This window comes from Haloarcula salina (genome assembly GCF_010119195.1).
Taxonomy (GTDB): Archaea; Halobacteriota; Halobacteria; order Halobacteriales; family Haloarculaceae; genus Haloarcula; species Haloarcula salina.
The window spans coordinates 324,103-340,544 of sequence record NZ_WRXL01000003.1 but is presented as its reverse complement, the minus strand read 5'-3'; the positions used below and the strand labels follow the sequence as shown (position 1 = coordinate 340,544).

The 16,442-nt window shown below is 69.4% G+C and carries 16 protein-coding genes; 2 read left to right on the top strand and 14 right to left on the bottom strand.

Features of this window, described 5'->3' with window-relative positions:
* Positions 1 to 141: 141 nt before the first annotated feature.
* On the top strand, positions 142 to 540 hold the full coding sequence (locus GM656_RS10120) for a hypothetical protein (RefSeq protein ID WP_162413539.1): 399 nt from the start codon (positions 142 to 144) through the stop codon (positions 538 to 540).
* 112 nt (positions 541 to 652) lie between these two features.
* Here the strand turns inward: GM656_RS10120 and GM656_RS10115 are convergent, their stop codons facing one another.
* The 4 genes from GM656_RS10115 to GM656_RS10100 form a co-directional block, all read right to left on the bottom strand.
* Complete coding sequence (locus tag GM656_RS10115; RefSeq protein ID WP_162413538.1) at positions 653 to 1,618, bottom strand: YndJ family protein; 966 nt, start codon at positions 1,616 to 1,618, stop codon at positions 653 to 655.
* Complete coding sequence (locus GM656_RS10110) at positions 1,615 to 2,289, bottom strand: DUF4166 domain-containing protein (RefSeq protein WP_162413798.1); 675 nt, start codon at positions 2,287 to 2,289, stop codon at positions 1,615 to 1,617. The genes GM656_RS10115 and GM656_RS10110 overlap by 4 nt, the downstream gene beginning before the upstream one ends.
* Positions 2,290 to 2,519: 230 nt before the next feature.
* On the bottom strand, positions 2,520 to 3,902 hold the full coding sequence (gene thrC / locus GM656_RS10105) for a threonine synthase (protein ID WP_162413537.1): 1,383 nt from the start codon (positions 3,900 to 3,902) through the stop codon (positions 2,520 to 2,522).
* 71 nt (positions 3,903 to 3,973) lie between these two features.
* Positions 3,974 to 4,360 (bottom strand): helix-turn-helix domain-containing protein, encoded by a 387-nt coding sequence (locus tag GM656_RS10100; protein WP_162413536.1) that lies wholly within the window; start codon positions 4,358 to 4,360, stop codon positions 3,974 to 3,976.
* 397 nt (positions 4,361 to 4,757) lie between these two features.
* Here GM656_RS10100 and GM656_RS10095 point away from each other — a divergent pair, with 397 nt between their 5' ends.
* Entirely contained in the window at positions 4,758 to 5,735 is a 978-nt protein-coding gene (locus GM656_RS10095; protein ID WP_162413535.1) for an orotate phosphoribosyltransferase, read from the top strand.
* A gap of 475 nt (positions 5,736 to 6,210) precedes the next feature.
* Here the strand turns inward: GM656_RS10095 and argF are convergent, their stop codons facing one another.
* From argF to GM656_RS10045, 10 genes are all read right to left on the bottom strand, one after another.
* On the bottom strand, positions 6,211 to 7,107 hold the full coding sequence (gene argF, locus GM656_RS10090; RefSeq protein WP_162413534.1) for an ornithine carbamoyltransferase: 897 nt from the start codon (positions 7,105 to 7,107) through the stop codon (positions 6,211 to 6,213).
* Between the two features lies 1 nt (position 7,108).
* Complete coding sequence (locus GM656_RS10085) at positions 7,109 to 8,170, bottom strand: [LysW]-lysine hydrolase (protein ID WP_162413533.1); 1,062 nt, start codon at positions 8,168 to 8,170, stop codon at positions 7,109 to 7,111.
* Entirely contained in the window at positions 8,167 to 9,294 is a 1,128-nt protein-coding gene (locus GM656_RS10080; RefSeq protein ID WP_162413532.1) for an aspartate aminotransferase family protein, read from the bottom strand. The genes GM656_RS10085 and GM656_RS10080 overlap by 4 nt, the downstream gene beginning before the upstream one ends.
* Positions 9,291 to 10,190 (bottom strand): acetylglutamate/acetylaminoadipate kinase, encoded by a 900-nt coding sequence (locus tag GM656_RS10075; RefSeq protein WP_162413531.1) that lies wholly within the window; start codon positions 10,188 to 10,190, stop codon positions 9,291 to 9,293. Before GM656_RS10075 ends, GM656_RS10080 begins: the two co-directional genes overlap by 4 nt.
* Positions 10,191 to 10,208: 18 nt before the next feature.
* Positions 10,209 to 11,246 (bottom strand): N-acetyl-gamma-glutamyl-phosphate reductase, encoded by a 1,038-nt coding sequence (gene argC, locus GM656_RS10070; RefSeq protein ID WP_162413530.1) that lies wholly within the window; start codon positions 11,244 to 11,246, stop codon positions 10,209 to 10,211.
* Positions 11,243 to 12,145: a lysine biosynthesis protein LysX gene (lysX, locus tag GM656_RS10065; RefSeq protein WP_162413529.1), complete on the bottom strand. Its 903-nt coding sequence runs from the start codon at positions 12,143 to 12,145 to the stop codon at positions 11,243 to 11,245. The genes argC and lysX overlap by 4 nt, the downstream gene beginning before the upstream one ends.
* 84 nt (positions 12,146 to 12,229) lie before the next feature.
* A complete protein-coding gene (gene lysW / locus GM656_RS10060) occupies positions 12,230 to 12,394 on the bottom strand; it encodes a lysine biosynthesis protein LysW (protein WP_162413528.1) in 165 nt (54 codons plus the stop codon).
* Positions 12,395 to 12,559: 165 nt separating this feature from the next.
* Positions 12,560 to 14,095: an argininosuccinate lyase gene (gene argH / locus GM656_RS10055; RefSeq protein WP_162413527.1), complete on the bottom strand. Its 1,536-nt coding sequence runs from the start codon at positions 14,093 to 14,095 to the stop codon at positions 12,560 to 12,562.
* A gap of 4 nt (positions 14,096 to 14,099) precedes the next feature.
* Positions 14,100 to 15,347, bottom strand: coding sequence for an argininosuccinate synthase (locus GM656_RS10050; RefSeq protein WP_162413526.1), 1,248 nt, complete (start codon positions 15,345 to 15,347; stop codon positions 14,100 to 14,102).
* Positions 15,348 to 15,653: 306 nt separating this feature from the next.
* On the bottom strand, positions 15,654 to 16,430 hold the full coding sequence (locus tag GM656_RS10045) for a hypothetical protein (RefSeq protein WP_194242951.1): 777 nt from the start codon (positions 16,428 to 16,430) through the stop codon (positions 15,654 to 15,656).
* Between the last annotated feature and the right edge of the window lie 12 nt (positions 16,431 to 16,442).

Below are 16,442 nucleotides of genomic sequence, written 5' to 3'. Positions count from 1 at the left end.
TATCCGTCACCCGGGATAACTGTGTTCATCTGCGGTCGTCGGCCGACGGGAAACGCGGACGCCGACCGGCCGCCCGCCCGCGGTCGACGCGCCGGCGAGCGCGACACACCGTTTATTTGCATGGGGTTCCCACACACAGGCATGGAAATCCGCGACGCCGTCGAGGACGACGCCGAGCGGCTGGCGGCCCTCGCCGACGGGCCGCCGGACGTGATGCGAAACCTCGTCCACGACCGAACCGTCCGTGTCGCCGAGGAGGGCGATGACACCGTCGGGTTCGTGAGCTTCGACGCCGAGCGAGGGACCGTCCACGTGACGCAACTGGCCGGGACGAGCGAGGCCTGCGAGCGGCTGCTCGCCGACCCGATCGAGTTCGCCCGCCGGGAACACATGTCCGTCGAACTGCTGGTCCCCGAGAGCGAACGGGAGGTCCGCGACGCCGTCGAGACGACGGGCTTCGATTCGACCGGGACCGGACCGCGCTTCGACGGGGAGGAGACGACTCGCTACCGGTTGGAGCCCGAGCGCGCGGAGCACTGACGAGCGACGGGCCGACGGAGCGGGGAATCCTCGTCGAATCGTCGAGACGCGCGCCCGTCCTCTCCAGAATCGAATCGGCGGCGGGAGTCACCGAGTCGACAACGCTGCGCGCTCACTCATCGCGGGACGGAACCGAGAGCCGCCAGCCGAGCATGCCGAGTAAGGCGAACCCGAAGGCGTTGAGCGAGCCGTGGAGCGCGATCATGACTGGAACGGTCAGCCCGAGCGAGCGGCCGGTGAACGTCGAGACGGCGTAGCCGAGCGCGAGTGCCATCGAAACCGGGAGCGCGACCGCCGACAGCCCGAGGAGGAGCGCCTGCGCTCGGGGCCGCGTCGGGGCGACGCGCCACAGGACGACGAGGCCGAACAGGGCGACCGCGACGGTGAACGCGCCGACCGAGACCACCTCCACGAGCGGCGAGAAGCTGATGCCGACGGCGATGAGCGCCGGGCCGGCGAGGATCGTCCAGACGACGGCGCGGACGGCGCGGGAGCGGTCGCCGAGACAGCGTCCCGTCAGCCCGGCGGCGACCGGGAGGACGAACCCCGCGTAGTGGAAGTGGACCGCCGTCAGCCCGATGATGGTCCGGCCGAACCAGAGCGTCAGGTCGAGGTGCAAGAGCAACAGCGCCACCGCGCCGACGGAGACGTACGCCAGCCCCGCGTCGGCCGCCGTCTCCGGGAGCGACAGGTCGCCGCGGTCGCGGGTCCGGGCGAGCGCGACGAGACCCAGGAGCCCGGTGACGGCCAGCCACGGGACCGCGAGCGCGGCGGCCCGCGGGGACGGGGACGGGACTGCGAGCGACGCGGCGAGGGCGAGCGCGCCGAGGGGCTGGAGCCAGACGGCGGCGCGCAGCAATCGGCCAGCTCGTCCGCGGAGCGGCGGCGTCCCGACCGCCGCGAGACCGAGCGGGACCAGGACCAGCGGCGCGAGCGCCAGTGCGCGCTCGACGGCGTCGAGACCCGCGGCGAGCGTCATCGCGACCCAGACGACCGCACCGAGCGCCGCGCTCAGGTCGGCCACGACGAGGCCGCCGAGCGTCGGCCGGCGGGCAGTGCGGCCGCCATCGCGGGTCATCGCGGCGGCAGGCGGTCGAGGTCCCGGACGATTCGCAGGTCGTCGGGCGTCCCGTCACCGTCGGTCTGCTCCTGGGTGAACGTCCCGCGGTAGCCCAGCATGTGGCCGACGACGCCGTTCTCGACCGTCGCGGTGACGTGGTAGCGCTCGTCGCTCTCGTCGTAGCGGTCCCGGACCTCGACGTCGGCGGCCAGCGGCCCCGGCAGCGGGACGTACCGATTGCCCAGTCGAGCCCACTGCCGACCGCCGGCGACGACGAGCGCGCCGTCCTCGACTCGGGGGCGGAGTTCGCTCGCGACGCGGCCGCGGGTCCCGAGGAAGTCGAGCAGGCGCTCGGCGTCGGCGTCCCAGACGGTCAGCGAGTCGAACACGCGCGTCGTGTCGCCGAAGTCGAACGCCCGGCGAGTCGTCATCGCCTCGTGTCCCGCGGCGGTGGTGTACGCCGTCGTCGTCACGGAGAAGGGTACGTCCGTCCCGGACTCGGGGAACAGCATGTTCTGGGTCGTCATCGCGTACAGCGCCGGCAAGACGAGTGTCCCGCGAGTGATGTCCATCTCGCCGCGGCCGACGCAGACCACGCCGTCGTCGGCGTCGAGGTCGTAGCGCTCGCGGACCTTCGGATGGAGGTCGGCGGCGGCCTCGCCCAGGGCGCGCTCGTAGACGCCCGTCACCGTCTCGCTCCCGGCCGTCGGTGGCTCGCGAGCGGCGTCCTGGTCTCGGGGCAGTCCCACAGCGAACGCGGGGGAGGAGCACTCGGTCCGTCCATCGTTCGACGGTTGCCGGGCCGGACAGATATCTCTGCTGGGGCGAAACCCGAGAGACAGCGGGTGGCGGCCGCGTCGAGGTCTCCGAGCAGGTGTTCGGTCGACGGCCACGGACCCGGCGGCGACGCCCGCCGACGTTACCGCTTCGAGCGGAGTTTCCGGTAGAGATACGCGAGGCCGAGGCCGCCGGCGACCAGGGCGGGAAGCGACGGCGAGTCGGCAACCTTCCCGGCCTGCCGGCGAACCGACTTCCCGACCGAGGACGACCCGTCGTCGATGATGTCTAGGATGGCGTCGGTGTCGTTGGGCACCGGTTCGGGTTCGGCCCCGGCCTCGGCGGCCGCGTCGGGGTCCTTGAGCAGGTGGCCCGTGGTCAGGCAGACGACGGACTCGCTCCCGTCGACCTCGCCCTCGCGGCGGAGTTTTCGGAGGCCGGCGACCGAGGCGGCGGAGGCCGGTTCGACGCCGACGCCCTCGCCCGCGAGGTCGCGCTGGGCCGCAGTGATCTCCTTGTCGGAGACGGCGACGGCGGTCCCGCCGGTGGCGCGGATGCCCGGCAGCGCCTTCGGGGCGTTGACCGGGTTGCCGATGCGGATGGCGGTCGCGCGGGTCTCGACCTCGTCCCAGCGGGTCGTGTCCTCGGCCCCCTCCTCGATGGCCTCGACCATCGGGGCGGCCCCCTCGGCCTGGACGCCAGTGAGCTTCGGGACCTGGTCCTCGGTGATCGCGCCGGCCTTGACCAGTTCGCGGAAGCACTTGTAGAGCGCCGCGGTGTTGCCGGCGTTGCCGACGGGCAGGACGATGCGGTCGGGGTACTCGCCGTGGTCGGCGTGGAACGACTCCATGATCTCCAGGCCGATGGTCTTCTGGCCTTCGAGGCGGAAGGGGTTCAGCGAGTTCAGGAGGTAGGCCTCGCCGCGGGCGGCGAGGTCCTGGACGATGTCGAGACACTGATCGAAGTTGCCGTCGACTTCGAGGATGCGCGCGCCGTGGAGGCTCGCCTGCGCGATCTTCCCGGCGGCGACTTTGCCGGCCGGGAGGAGGACGAGCGTCTCCATGCCGCCGCGCGCGCCGTAGGCCGCGAGCGCCGCGGAGGTGTTGCCGGTCGACGCACAGGCCAGTCGGTCGACGCCGACCTCTTGGGCGACGCGGACGCCGACGGTCATGCCGCGGTCCTTGAACGATCCCGTCGGGTTCATGCCCTCGTGTTTCACGCGGAGCGCGTCGACGCCGACGTCGTCTTCGAGCCGCGGGACGCGGTGCAGCGGCGTGTCGCCCTCGGGGAGCGTGACGCCCTCCTCGAAGGGCAGCGCGGCGTTGTACCGCCAGACGCCGCGGCCCTCGAACTCGTCGAAGGTGGGCAGGTCGGCGTAGCGGACTTCCAGCAGTCCGTCGCAGTCGTCACAGGTGTAGCGAATCGCGTCGAAGGGCGCGAACGTCTCCCCGCACTCGATGCAGGTCAGCCAGACGCCGTCGTCGGCCTCCGGGGGCACGTCGTCGGTAAGCTCTAGGTCGGCCATTGTCGGGACCACGCCCCGGGCAGGCAAAAGTCGGACGGTTGGCGGGCGCTGACGCGCGGTTCCGGCGCCGGCTACGCCCGCTCGTCGCCGAACTCGTCGATGCGGTCGCGGACGCCCGCGACCCACGCGTCGAAGGCCTCGTGCAGCAGCTCTCGGGCCGCAGCGGGGGGCGTCGCCGTGTACTCGAAGACGTGGCCGCCGCCGTCGAGGAGCCGACGCCGGCGGGTGGCGAGTCCCGCCTCGCGGAGCGTCGACAGCGACCGATTGACGTTCGAACGGTCTCGGTCCAGTTCGTCCGCGAGGTCGGCGACGGTGCTGTCCGGGACCCGCACCAGCGCGCGATACGTTCGGCGGTCGTGGGCTCGGATTCCGAAGGCGCAGGCCAGCGCCTCATTCAGTTCCGACTCGTCGCCGTCGAGCAGGTCACTGCCCCGGTCCGGTGCGGAGTCGACTGCCATTGTCCGAGTGTTTCACCGCCGAGCCGATAAACGGGGTCGTTACCACGACCTCACCCGGTATCGAGCGTGTCAGCCGATCCGAGGCGGTCGGGCGTGGCACCCACGAGCACTGTGCGGTATGTTCGCAAACGTAGCAAAAAGGGCATCGTTTCGACTGGAACCGGGCGCGATTTCGTCGACAGCCGGCGGCTCCCGCGGACGAGAGTCGCCGACGGGACGCCGTATCGACCGTCGTGAGCGAGCGGCGTGGCGGAGTCGAAGCCCTGACCACGCACAGGTGACACACGATCTACAGATCGCAGTTTTTAATAAGCGGCCATGACTGTCACTCTGAAAACAAGTAAGCGCATGTCCCGCTGCGACGGGGAGATGCTAATACTTGCGATGCCAGCAAACAATGAATTACAGGAGTTTCGATCATCTCAGCGCCGATACGCAAGAGTGGATTGTCGACCTGCCGGACGATCTCGACCTGATCGTCGGCATCCCGAGAAGCGGGATGCTCGTCTCGAATCTGTTATCGCTCCATCTGAACTTACCCATGACGGACATCGAGGGGCTGCAGGAGCATCGACTGCTGCAGACCGGCGAGCGATACGCCGGCGAGTTCGACGTCTCGGCGTTCTCGAAGATACTGATCGTCGACGACACCGTCTACAAGGGCGGCGCGATGACCGAAGCGCGAGAGACCGTCGAGTCACTCGACCTATCCGCCGAAACGCACTACGGCGCGGTGTACGTCGACGAGGGCTCCGAGCGATTCGTCGACACGTACGCCCAGACGCTCCCGTTCCCCCGGGTGTTCGAGTGGAACATGATGCACCACGACTTTCTCAACGACGCCTGCGTCGACCTGGACGGCATCCTGTGTCGCGACCCGACCCCGGCGGAGAACGACGACGGACCGAACTACCGGGAGTTCCTGACGACGGTCTCCCCCAAGTGCGTTCCGTCAGTGGAGATCGGCCGGATCGTGACCTGTCGGCTGGAGAAGTACCGCGAGGAGACGGCGGCCTGGCTCGACGAGCACGGCATCGAGTACGACGAGCTCGTGATGATGCAGTACCCAGACAAGGCGGCCCGCGTCGCCGCGGGCGACCACGCCGAGTACAAGGCAGACGTGTACCAGTCGACGGACGCGAAGCTGTTCATCGAGAGTTCCCACACCCAGGCGCGGAAGATCGCCCGCCAGACGAGCAAGCCGGTCTACAGCAAGGAGCGCAACGTGATGCTACAGCAGGGCTACTTCAACCGGGTCGCCCGAGAGGGCCGCGCCTCCATCGAGGCCGTCCAGTCGGACCCCGTCCGGTACGTCAACCAACTCCGGTCCGACCCCGTCGACTTCGTCAAGCGCGCCTCGTCCGTGTTCCTGTGACGGCCGGGGTGTGAAACAGTCCCAAACGTAGCGAAAAGGCCATCGTTTCGGGTGGAGATTCCCGAGACGGCAGGGCCGAGTATGGCACGCGCCGCTCACGCTGTTCGCTGCGGGAATCGCTCGCGCAAAACGTGGGCGAAAACGCGTCTCACGCCCTTCGACGCGGACTCACCCTTGCTCGGCCAGCCACGCTAACAGCCCCTCCGTCAGCCACCTTTTCCGCGTCGGGTCGTTCGCTCCGCTACGACCACTCGCGCAAAACGTGGGCGAAAACGCGCCTCACGCCCTTCGACGCGAGACTACTCCTGCTCAGCCAACCACGCTAACAACCCTTTCTGAGCGTGTAGCCGATTCTCCGCCTGGACCGGCAGCCACTTTTTCCGCGTCGGGTTTCCTCGCTCACGTCGTTCGCTGCGGAAACCGCTCGCGCAAAAACGTGGGGAAAAAGGCGCGTCTCACTCCGTTCGACGCGTACTCACTCTTGCTCAGCCAACCACGCTAACAACCCTTTCTGAGCGTGTAGCCGATTCTCCGCCTGGTCCCAGACGATCGCGTTGTCGGACTCGATGGTCTCGTCGGTGACTTCCTCGCCGCGGTGGGCGGGGAGACAGTGCATGAACGGGCGGTCGCCCAGCAGGTCCGGCGTGATCTGGAAGCCGTCGAAGTCTTCGAGTTTCTGGCCGCGCTGGTCCTCCTGGCCCATGCTGACCCAGACATCCGAGTAGACCACGTCGGCGTCGGCCACCGCGGCCTCGGGGTCGTGAGTGGTCTCGGGTGCGTTGCCGAAGCCGGCGGCCCGGTCGGCCACGTCGTCGGAGATGCCGTAGCCCTCGGGCGTGGCGACGGTCAGGTCGAGGCCGACCATCGCCGCGCCGATGACGAACGACTGGCAGACGTTGTTGCCGTCGCCGACCCAGGCGACCGATACGTCCTCGAAGTCGCCGAACTGCTCGCGGACGGTCAGCAGGTCGGCGAGCGTCTGGCAGGGGTGGGCGTCGTCGGTCAGCCCGTTGATGACCGGGACTTCGGCGTAGGCGGCCAGCTCCTCCGCGTCGGCGTGGTCGAAGACGCGCGCCATGATGAAGTCCACGTAGCGACCCAGCGCGCGGGCGGTGTCCTTGACCGGTTCGCCGTGGCCCAGGTGGATGTCGTCGGGGCCGAGGAAGACGGCGTGGCCGCCCAGTTGCGTCATCCCCGTCTCGAAGGAGACGCGAGTGCGCGTCGACGGCTTCTCGAAGATCATGCCGAGCGTCTGCTGGTCGAGCAGGTCGCTGGTGGCCCCCGCGCCGTGGTCGGCCTTGATGGCCGCGGCGCGGTCGAGGACGGTCGCCAGCTCGTCGGTCGTGAGGTCGTCGACGTCGAGTACGTCCATCTCAGTCCTCCAGCAGGCGCTCGGCGACGCTCTCTAAGACGCTGACCGAGCGGTCGTACTCGTCGAGCGGCAGGCGCTCGTTCGGTGCGTGGTCGAGATCGGAGTCGCCGGGCCCGTAGGTCGCCATGGGACAGTCCCACGCTTTCGCGTAGACGTTCATGTCGCTTGTGCCGGTCTTGCGCAGCAGCGTGGGGTCGCCGCCGTGCTGGCGGATGGCGGCCCGGAACGCCCGGGCGACGCTCGTCCGGGGGCTCTGCATCACGGGTTCGACCTTGTCGTCCCAGTTGACGGTGCCGTTACCGAGATAGCCGTCGGCTATCTCCCGAATCTCGTCGGTGGTGTACTCCGGCGGGACGCGAAGCTGAACGTCCATCGTCGTCTCGACGCTCAATCCGTCCTCGGAGATACCGCCGTCGATGTCGACCGGCTTGCAGGTGACGCGCTCGAAGACCGGGACCCAGTCGTCGGGGTCGAACTCGGCTTCGACGGCCGACCACCAGTCGATGGCGTCCTGAATCGCGTTGTTCTCCGGGCGCGAGGAGTGACCGGACTCGCTGGTGGCGACGTAGGTGCCCGCGAGCAGTCCCCGATAGCCCAGCGTGATGCCCTCCCAGCCGGAGGGTTCGCCGTTGACGACGGCGTCGGGGGCGTCCTCGCGGTCCTCGACGAGGTATCGCGCGCCCTTGGAGTCGACTTCCTCGCCGACGACGCCGACGAAGGACGCGCCGGTGCGGACGGCAGCCACGGCCATCGCGCACAGGGGGCCTTTCGCGTCGACGCTACCGCGGCCCCACAGCACGTCGCCCTCGTCGGTCGCCTCGACGCGGACCGGGATGTCGCCCGGGACGGTGTCGATGTGCGACGTGAGGAGGACGCCGTCGTCGTCGGGCGCGCGGACGTTGCCGACCTCGTCGAGCCACACCTCGCGGTCGTGGGCCTCGAAGAAGTCGACGAGTCGCTCCGCGGCCTCGCGTTCGTTCCGCGAAACCGAGGGGATGCGGACGACGGCTTCGAGCAGGTCGCGGGCCTCGGCGTCGGCCTCGCGGGTCGCGGTCTCGCTCATCCCAGCACCTCCGTCATCGCCTCGACGACGGCGTCGGCGTGGCCCTCGTCGATGGTCAGCGGCGGGAGCAGGCGGACCACGGTGCGGCCGGCCGGCAGCGCCAGGACACCGTGGTGCAGCGCGAGTTCCTTCAGCGCCGCGTTCGCGCCGCGACCGACCTCGACGCCGACCATCAGGCCCTCGCCGCGGATGTCCCGCACCTCGTCGCCGATGGCCGATTCCAGTTCCGTCTGGAGGTAGTCGCCCATCGCGGCGGCGTTCTCGGGCACCTCGTCGTCGACGAGCGTCGAGACGGTCGCGCCGGCGGCGGCGGAGATGACCGGTCCGCCGGAGAACGTCGAGGCGTGCGAGCCGTAGTTCTCGGCGATCCAGTCGCGACACAGCGTCGCGCCGACGGGGAGACCGTTGCCCAGCCCCTTCGCCGACGTGATCATGTCCGGGGTCACGGCCGCGCGCTGGGAGTTCCAGAGCGCGCCGGTCCGGCCCATGCCGGTCTGGACCTCGTCGAAGATGAGGGCCGCACCGGCCTCTTCGGTGATCTCGCGGGCCGCTTCGAGGTACTCGGTCGAGGCGGGGTTGATACCGCCCTCGCCCTGGACCGGTTCGACGATGAACGCCGCGGTGTCCTCGTCGACGGCCTCGGCCAGCGCCTCGCTGTCGTCGTAGGGGACGAACTCCACGTCGCCGATGAGCGGCTCGTAGGGCTTCTTGTACTTGCTCTTCCACGTCGTCGCGAGCGCGCCCATCGTCCGGCCGTGAAAGCCCTGCATCGTCGCGACGATCTTCGAGTTCCCGGTGGCCGAGCGGGCGAACTTCAGCGCCGCCTCGTTGGCCTCGGTCCCGGAGTTACAGAGCCAGGTCTTGTCGATCGGGTCCGGCGCGGTGTCGGCGAGCAGCTCGTACAGGGCCGTCCGCTCGGCGTTCGGGTACGACGCCTGTACGTACGTTATCTTCTCTAGCTGCTCGGTGACGGCGTCCTGAACCGCCGGGTTGCCGTGCCCGAGCGGGACGCAGGCGTAGGACGCGCCCATGTCCAAGTACTCGGTGCCGTCGGCGTCGTAGACGTACGCGCCGTCGCCGCGTTCGATCTGGATGGGTTTCTCGTTGAAGACGAATCCGCTCATGTGTCTGTTTCCTCCGTCGTTTCGTCGTCCTGTTCGAGCGCGCCGGCGTAGACGTGCGTGCCGCCGCCGTCGAGCGCCGAGCGAATCGGTTCGTCGGCGTTGGCGTCGGCCACGACCGCCTCGGGCGCGCCGCCGTCGAGGGCCTCCTCGACAGCCATGATCTTCCGACCCATGAAGCCCTCGGCCGCGTCTTCGAGGGCGTCCCACTCCTCGGCCGTCTCGACGGCCTCGATGAGCGTCGCCGGGTCGTCCGGGTCCGCGTAGACGCCCTCGACGTCGGTCAGGAGGACCAGCGTCGCGTCGAGTTCGCCGGCGATGGCCGCCGCCGAGCGGTCGGCGTCGGTGTTTACCGGAATTATCCGTTCTCGCGGCTCGTCGCCGCTCGAATCTTCCGAGGCGCTTCGCGCCTCGCTACCCGCCATCGGCGGTGCCGCGACCGGCGTGTAGCCATCGTCGAGCAGCGTCTCCAGCAGGTCGCCGTTGACCCGCTTGATGGTCCCGGAGTGGTCGCCGCGGCGGATCTTGCGCTTGCCGTCCTCGACGACCCGCACCGCGGACTTCCGGGGCCCGTACAGCAGCTTCCCGTCGACGCCGTTCAGTCCGACCGCGTCGACGCCCTGCGTCTGGAGCCCGGCGACGAGCTGGGTGTTGAGGTGGCCGAAGGCCATCTCGAACACTTCCATCGTCGTCTCGTCGGTGAACCGGCCGACGACGCCCGACGGCGTCTCGACGTACTCCGGCTCGACGCCGAGCCGTTCGAGCGTCTCGTCGACCTTCGTCGAGCCGCCGTGAACCACGACGACCTGCTCTCCGTCCGCTACGAGCGATGCGACATCCGCAAGCGCCCCCGCTGGGTCAACAGCGCGAGCGCCACCGACTTTGATGACTACAGTCATGAAAACTACCTCCAGGTGTTACGGTGCGCCGACGGGGTGGAGTCCCTGGAACTCCAGTCCCGCCGTCTCCTCGATGCCGAGGGCGACGTTCGCGGCGTGAACGGCCTGTCCCGCCGACCCCTTCATCATGTTGTCGATGGCCGAGAACACGACCAGTCGCTTGTTGCCGGGGTCGAGTTCGAAGCCGACCTCGGCCCCGTTCGTGCCCGCGACCGACTTGGGCTCGGGGTAGCGGTAGACGCCGCCACCGCCCGAGACGAGTTCGACGAACGGCTCGTCCTCGTACTGCCCGCGGTAGGCTCCCCAGAGGTCGCCCTTGGAGACGGGACCGTCGGGGAACACGTGACAGGTCGCGCTCGCGCCGCGGGTCATGTCCACCGCGTGGACGGTGAAGGACACGTCGATGCCGAGGAACTGCTGGATCTCGGCCTCGTGGCGGTGGCCCGTGGGCGCGTACGGGCGGACGACGCCCGAGCGCTCGGGGTGGCTCGACGCCTCGCCGCCGCCGGCCCCGCCCTCGCTGGAGCCGACCTTCACGTCGACGACGACCTGCTCGTCGCCGGAGAGGATGTCGGCCTCGAACAGCGGGAGCAGGCCCAGAATCGTCGCCGTGGCGTTACAGCCGCCGGAGGCGATGAGGTCCGCGCCCTCGAGGTTGTCGCGGTTGAGCTCCGGCAGCGCGTACTCGCTCTCGGCGAGCAGTTCCGGGCGCGTGTGGCCGTCGTACCACTCGTCGTACTGCGCCTCGGTGTCCAGCCGGAAGTCGGCGGAGAGGTCGACGACCGTGCCGGCGGCCTCCTGAAAACGGTCGATCTGTTCCATCGAGACGCCGTGGGGTGTCGCGGCGAACAGCACGTCCACGGAGTCGAGGTCCTCCGGCGAGGAGAAACGCAGGTCCGAGTGCCGGAGGTTCGGGTGGGCGTGCCCGACGGTCTTGTTCTCCTTCGAACGGCTGGTCGCCTGGGCCAGGTCGAACTCGGGATGGCCGTCGAGCAGGCGGAGCAGTTCCCCGCCCGTGAAACCGGACCCGCCGACGACGCTCGCGGTGTACGTCATGCCGTCACCTCGGCGTCGGCGCCCGTCGCGGCCCGCTGTTCGAGCCAGTCGACGACGGCGGCGGGCACGTCGATGTCCGTGACCTCGTTCAGCGCCTTGAACTCGACGGTGTGGTTGACCTCGTGGACGGTGTAGTCCTCGAAGGACCACTCGCCGTCGCTCTGGGACACCCCGGTCTCCATGAGGTCGATGCCGAGCAGCCCGCCACCGACGGCCTCGGAGGCTTTCTCGACCAGTTCCAGCGCGCGGTCGTCGAGTTCGAAAGTGTCCGTCTCGGCCCCCTTGGCGGCGTTGGTGAGCCAGTGGTCCGACGAGCGGACCATCGCCGCGACCGGCTCGCCGTCGGTGGCGAGCACGCGGATGTCGCGGCCGGGCTTCTCGACGAACTCCTGGACGTAGAAGATCTTGTGCTCGTAGTGGCCCAGCGTCTCCTTGTGTTCGAGGATGGCCTCGGCGGCCGACCGCGAGTCGATCTTGGCCATCAGGCGGCCCCACGAGCCCACGACGGGCTTGAGGACGCAAGGGTAGCCGAACTTCTCGATCGACTCCAGCGCGGCGTCCTTGGTAAAGGCCACGTCGGTGTCCGGCGTCGGGACGCCGGCCGCCTCCAGCGCGAGGCTGTTGTTGACCTTGTCCGCGCAGGTGTCGGCCACGTCCGGCCCGTTCACGACGGGGACGCCGTAGGCCTTCGCGAACTTCGTCGCGTACACGCTGCGGCTGGTCGCGAGACACCGGTCGACGACGATGTCGAGGTCGTCGAACGCCTCGGGGGCCTCGCTGATGTTGAACTGCTGTTTGCGGACGTCGATCTTCTCGATCTCGTGGTCGCGCTCGCGCAGTTCCGACAGCAGGAGCTTCTCGTCCCGTCGGATGCGCGAGTAGAGGATCCCGACCTTCATCTGTCGGCCTCCGTCAGTTCGCGGCTCGCGGCCACAGGCACCACGGTCGGATACGGCGCAGTGCGCCGCGCCACCGCGAACACCTCACTCACCCCAGTCCTCTTCGAGCTCGGGTGCGCTGTCGAGCTCGACGGGGTCGGTGCCCACGACTTCGAGTTCGGCACCGCAGGTCGCACAGTCGACTATCTCTCCGACTTCCAGGTCGTCGTGCAGGGTCACGTCGGCCCCGCACTCGATGCATTCTGCCATTGTGGTTCACAGTCGTTCAGCGTACCACTTAAAGGCTTCGAACTTATCAGAATACAATTATGACACGGACTGCACGCTAACGCTTCCAGAAGGCAATATCCGCGACGTGACTGATACGAGTATCAGAATTATGGTACAAAATCCCCTCGCGGGGATGGCGGACGTTCAGGCATAGCGATCCACCTCCGTGCGAAGCCGTTCGTCCGCCCGGTCGACGGCCCGTCGGCGGTCGGCGAGCGCCTCGTCGTCGATCGCGACGGCGTCCTCGGCGGTCGACACCTGAGCGTCGACGGCGTCGGGGGCCGGCCCGCCGCGGGAGTCGCGCATGGCGACGCTCTCGACGGGGTCGAGCGCGGCTTCGAGCGCCTCGCGGTCGACGTAGGTCGAGAGCGGATCGCCGAGTGCGTCCTCGGCGACGGCGGACAGCGCCGCGTAGTCGGGCGCGTCCTCGTCCGCCTCCAGCCCCGCCGCGGCCTCGGCGACGACCTCGTGGGCCGTCCTGAACGGGACGCCGGCCATCGCCAGCAGGTCGGCGACGCCGGTCGCCGTCGCGAACCCGTCGCTGGCAGCGGCCTCGAGCGTCTCGGCGGGCCAGTCGGCCGTCGCGACCGCGCCCGCGGCGACCGCCACGCTCTCGGTGACGCTGTCGATGGCGTCCCAGGCGTGGCGGCCGGCGCGCTGGAGGTCGCGGTTGTAGGCGCGGGGCTGGCCCTTGAGGTTGGTCAGCAGGCCGTTCAGCCCGGCGACGGCGTCGCCGGTGCGCCCGCGGACCAGTTCCAGCGTGTCGGGGTTCTTCTTCTGGGGCATGATCGACGACGTGGACGAGTAGTCGTCGTGGAGGTCGACGTGGCCCTTGCTCGCCATCACGACCACGTCCTCGGCCAGCCCCGACAGCGTCGTCGCCAGCGTCGCGACGGCGCTCGTCGTCTCGACGAGGAAGTCCCGCGTCGCCGAGGCGTCCATCGAGTTCTCGGCCACCGAGTCGAACCCGAGCAGTTCAGCGGTGCGTTCACGGTCGACGTCGAACGGCGTCCCGGCGAAGGCGGCCGAGCCGAGCGGGTTCTGGTTGATGCGCGCGTAGGCGTCGAGCAGCCGCGCGGTGTCGCGCCGGAGCGCCTGCTCGTAGGAGAGTACCCAGTGTGCGACCGTCGTCGGCTGTGCGGGCTGGAGGTGCGTGTAGCCCGGCATCACCGTCTCGCGCTCGGCGCGGGCCACGTCGAGCAACTGCTCGCGCGCGCCCACGACAGTCTCGATAAGGTCGAGCACGTCCGCGCGCAGGCGGTAGCGGATGCAGGCCGCCACCTCGTCGTTGCGCGAGCGGGCGGTGTGCATCTTCCCGCCGTCGGGGCCGACGCGCTCGATCACCGCGCTCTCGATGGCCTCGTGCACGTCCTCGCCGTCCGGGAGCGCGCCGTGCCCCGTGGCTTCCACGTCGTCGAGCGCGGCCAGAATCTCGCCGGCCGTCTCTCGACCGACGATGTCCTGCTCCGCGAGCATCACGACGTGCGCGCGGTCGACGGCCAGGTCGGCCGCGAAGATGCGCTCGTCGTCGGCGAGCGAGGAGAGGAACGAGCGGGCGGGGCCCCCGGCGAAGCGCTCGCGGCGGACGACGGTCTCGTCGCCGCGGTCGGCATCGCCGCTCGCGTCCGCCGCGTCGCCGCCGTCGGCCTCGCTCGCGTCGCGGTCCCCGCCGTCGCTCATCGATTTACTCCTCCGCGCCCTCGCCGCTGCCGTCGGTGACGGCCGCGCCCTTCTTCGCGTCTTCGAGGATCTTGTTGGCGAGGCGGGACTGGAAGCCGTGGTACTTCGCGACGCCGGTGGCGTCCTGCTGGGTGATGCCGCCGGAGACGTCCTCCTCGTCGAAGGAGGCCGCGGACTCGCTGTAGACGGCGTAGTCGGACTCGCGCGAGACTGGACGACAGTGCCCGCCCTCGAGCTTCACGGTGACGGTGCCGGTGGCGCGCTCGTTCGTCTCGTCGATGAACGCCTCGAGCGCGCCCGTCAGCGGCGCGTCGACGAGGCCCTGGTAGGCCTTCTGGGACCACTCCTGGTCGACCTGGGCCTTGAACTGGCGTTCCTCCTGCGTGAGGACGAGGCCCTCCAGCGCCTCGTGGGCCGTCAGCAGGACGGTGGCCGCGGGGTGCTCGTAGTTCTCGCGGACCTTCAGCCCGAGCATCCGGTCTTCCATCATGTCCGTGCGGCCGATGCCGTGTGCGCCCGCCTGCTCGTTGAGTTGCTCGATGAGCGAGACGGTGTCGAGGGCCTCGCCGTCGACGGCGACGGCCTCGCCCTCCTCGAACTCGATCTCGACGAGTTCGGCGTCCTTGTCCGAGGGGTTCTCGGTCCACTTGTAGATGTCGTCGTCGGGAATCGTGCTCGGGTCTTCGAGTTCGGAGCCCTCGATGGAGCGGCTCCAGAGGTTCGTGTCGATGGAGTAGCGACCGCCGTCGCCGCCCTCGACGGGCAGGCCCTTCTCGGCTGCGTACTCGTTCTCCCACTCGCGGGTCAGGCCGAGTTCGCGGACCGGGGCGATGACGTCCAGGTCGGAGTCGCGCCAGATGGCCTCGAAGCGCAGTTGGTCGTTGCCCTTGCCGGTACAGCCGTGGGCGACGGCCGAACAGCCCTCGTCCTCGGCGACTTCGAGGATGGCCTTGGCGATGACCGGGCGCGCGAGCGCGGTTCCGAGCGGGTAGCCCTGGTAGTCGGCGTTGGCCTTGACGGCCTCGAGACAGAGGTCGGCGAACTCCGCCTTCGCGTCGACGACGAACTGCTCGACGCCCAGCGCCTCGGCGGTCTCCTCGGCCTCCTCGAACTCGTAGTCGGGCTGGCCGACGTCGACGGTGACGCCGACGACCTCGTCGTAGCCGTACTCCTCTTTCAGCAGCGATACGCAGACTGTCGTGTCGAGCCCGCCGGAGAAGGCGAGCGCGACGGTACCGTTTCCTTCTGGCATGGATGTATTCTGGATGGGTTCCGTGGTGTGACTGTCGGTTTAGCGTGACCCGCCGGACAGCCGACCGGCGGTGCTTGTGGACGAGACGAACCGTGAGTCAGAATGTGGATAGTAGTGGGCCTAGCAGAGGCCCGGTCGTCGCCGTCGTGGGGAAAAGCGGACGGACCCCTCGCTGCCCGCGGCGAGCGGCAGGATGTCGAGGGTCCGCGTCATGTACTTGCGACTACTGCAAGTCGGCTACTAATAGCTTCCGTGTTGCGATCGGTGTGTGTATGCGCCACAGCCCCAGACTCGGCCCCGCCGCCGCTACCGGTCACTCTGGCCGCCGCTGGACGGTCGGTCGGTGCTGTTCGTCGTCGCGTCGGTCGATGTCGTCTCGGCGTCCGGTCGACGGTCAGTCGCGTTCTGCTGAGGTCCGTCCCCGGCCGGATCGGCAGTCCGGTCCGACGCGGTACGGTTCCCACCGACAGCGGTCCGCTCACCGGCCCCGTCGGGGCGAGCCTGCTCACCCACGCCGGGTCCCGCGACTGCCCGCGCGATGGCGGCGACTTCGGGCCCGCTCAGTTCGTTCGCCCGCTGGGCGAGCGTCCGAATCGCCGCCGCGTCGACGCCCTTCCGTTCGAGCGCCGCGGCGGGGAGTCGGCCGGCAGTCTCGTTCGCCTGGCCGACCAGGCGCTCGACGGTCCGCGTCTCTGCGTGGAGTCGGGCGACCTTCGCGCGGTACTCGCCCGCGGTCATCGAGCCGTTCGCGCGAGCCCGGTCGAGCGACTGTTTGCGCCGTTCGAGTTCGGCGAGGCGCTGTCGAGAGTCGGTCAGTTGCTCGGCGACGACGGCCGCCTTCGCGGCGTCGGTGTTCGCCTGCGCCACGCGCAGCCCGTAGGTCCGCGACTGCACGTCGCCGCCGATTTCGGCCCCCTGCACGCCGACGACGCCGGACAGCTGAGCGCCGGGCGCGGCCGTCGCGTTCCCGGCCGCGGGCTCGGCGTCCGTCGCGGTTTCCTGTGCCATCGTGGCGACCGGCACCGCGGCGAGCGTGCTCACCACGAGCAGGAGTGCTACCGTGACTGGGGTCGCTCGTCTCATCACGTTCGGTAC

Excerpts from the sequence above, each read along its gene's own strand:
- GM656_RS10120 (WP_162413539.1), top strand. The coding sequence starts at position 142 with ATGGAAATCCGCGACGCCGTCGAGGACGACGCCGAGCGGCTGGCGGCC.
- GM656_RS10115 (WP_162413538.1), bottom strand. The coding sequence starts at position 1,618 with ATGACCCGCGATGGCGGCCGCACTGCCCGCCGGCCGACGCTCGGCGGC.
- thrC (WP_162413537.1), bottom strand. The coding sequence starts at position 3,902 with ATGGCCGACCTAGAGCTTACCGACGACGTGCCCCCGGAGGCCGACGAC.
- GM656_RS10100 (WP_162413536.1), bottom strand. The coding sequence starts at position 4,360 with ATGGCAGTCGACTCCGCACCGGACCGGGGCAGTGACCTGCTCGACGGC.
- GM656_RS10095 (WP_162413535.1), top strand. The coding sequence starts at position 4,758 with ATGAATTACAGGAGTTTCGATCATCTCAGCGCCGATACGCAAGAGTGG.
- argF (WP_162413534.1), bottom strand. The coding sequence starts at position 7,107 with ATGGACGTACTCGACGTCGACGACCTCACGACCGACGAGCTGGCGACC.
- GM656_RS10085 (WP_162413533.1), bottom strand. The coding sequence starts at position 8,170 with ATGAGCGAGACCGCGACCCGCGAGGCCGACGCCGAGGCCCGCGACCTG.
- GM656_RS10080 (WP_162413532.1), bottom strand. The coding sequence starts at position 9,294 with ATGAGCGGATTCGTCTTCAACGAGAAACCCATCCAGATCGAACGCGGC.
- GM656_RS10075 (WP_162413531.1), bottom strand. The coding sequence starts at position 10,190 with ATGACTGTAGTCATCAAAGTCGGTGGCGCTCGCGCTGTTGACCCAGCG.
- argC (WP_162413530.1), bottom strand. The coding sequence starts at position 11,246 with ATGACGTACACCGCGAGCGTCGTCGGCGGGTCCGGTTTCACGGGCGGG.
- lysX (WP_162413529.1), bottom strand. The coding sequence starts at position 12,145 with ATGAAGGTCGGGATCCTCTACTCGCGCATCCGACGGGACGAGAAGCTC.
- lysW (WP_162413528.1), bottom strand. The coding sequence starts at position 12,394 with ATGGCAGAATGCATCGAGTGCGGGGCCGACGTGACCCTGCACGACGAC.
- argH (WP_162413527.1), bottom strand. The coding sequence starts at position 14,095 with ATGAGCGACGGCGGGGACCGCGACGCGAGCGAGGCCGACGGCGGCGAC.
- GM656_RS10050 (WP_162413526.1), bottom strand. The coding sequence starts at position 15,347 with ATGCCAGAAGGAAACGGTACCGTCGCGCTCGCCTTCTCCGGCGGGCTC.
- GM656_RS10045 (WP_194242951.1), bottom strand. The coding sequence starts at position 16,430 with ATGAGACGAGCGACCCCAGTCACGGTAGCACTCCTGCTCGTGGTGAGC.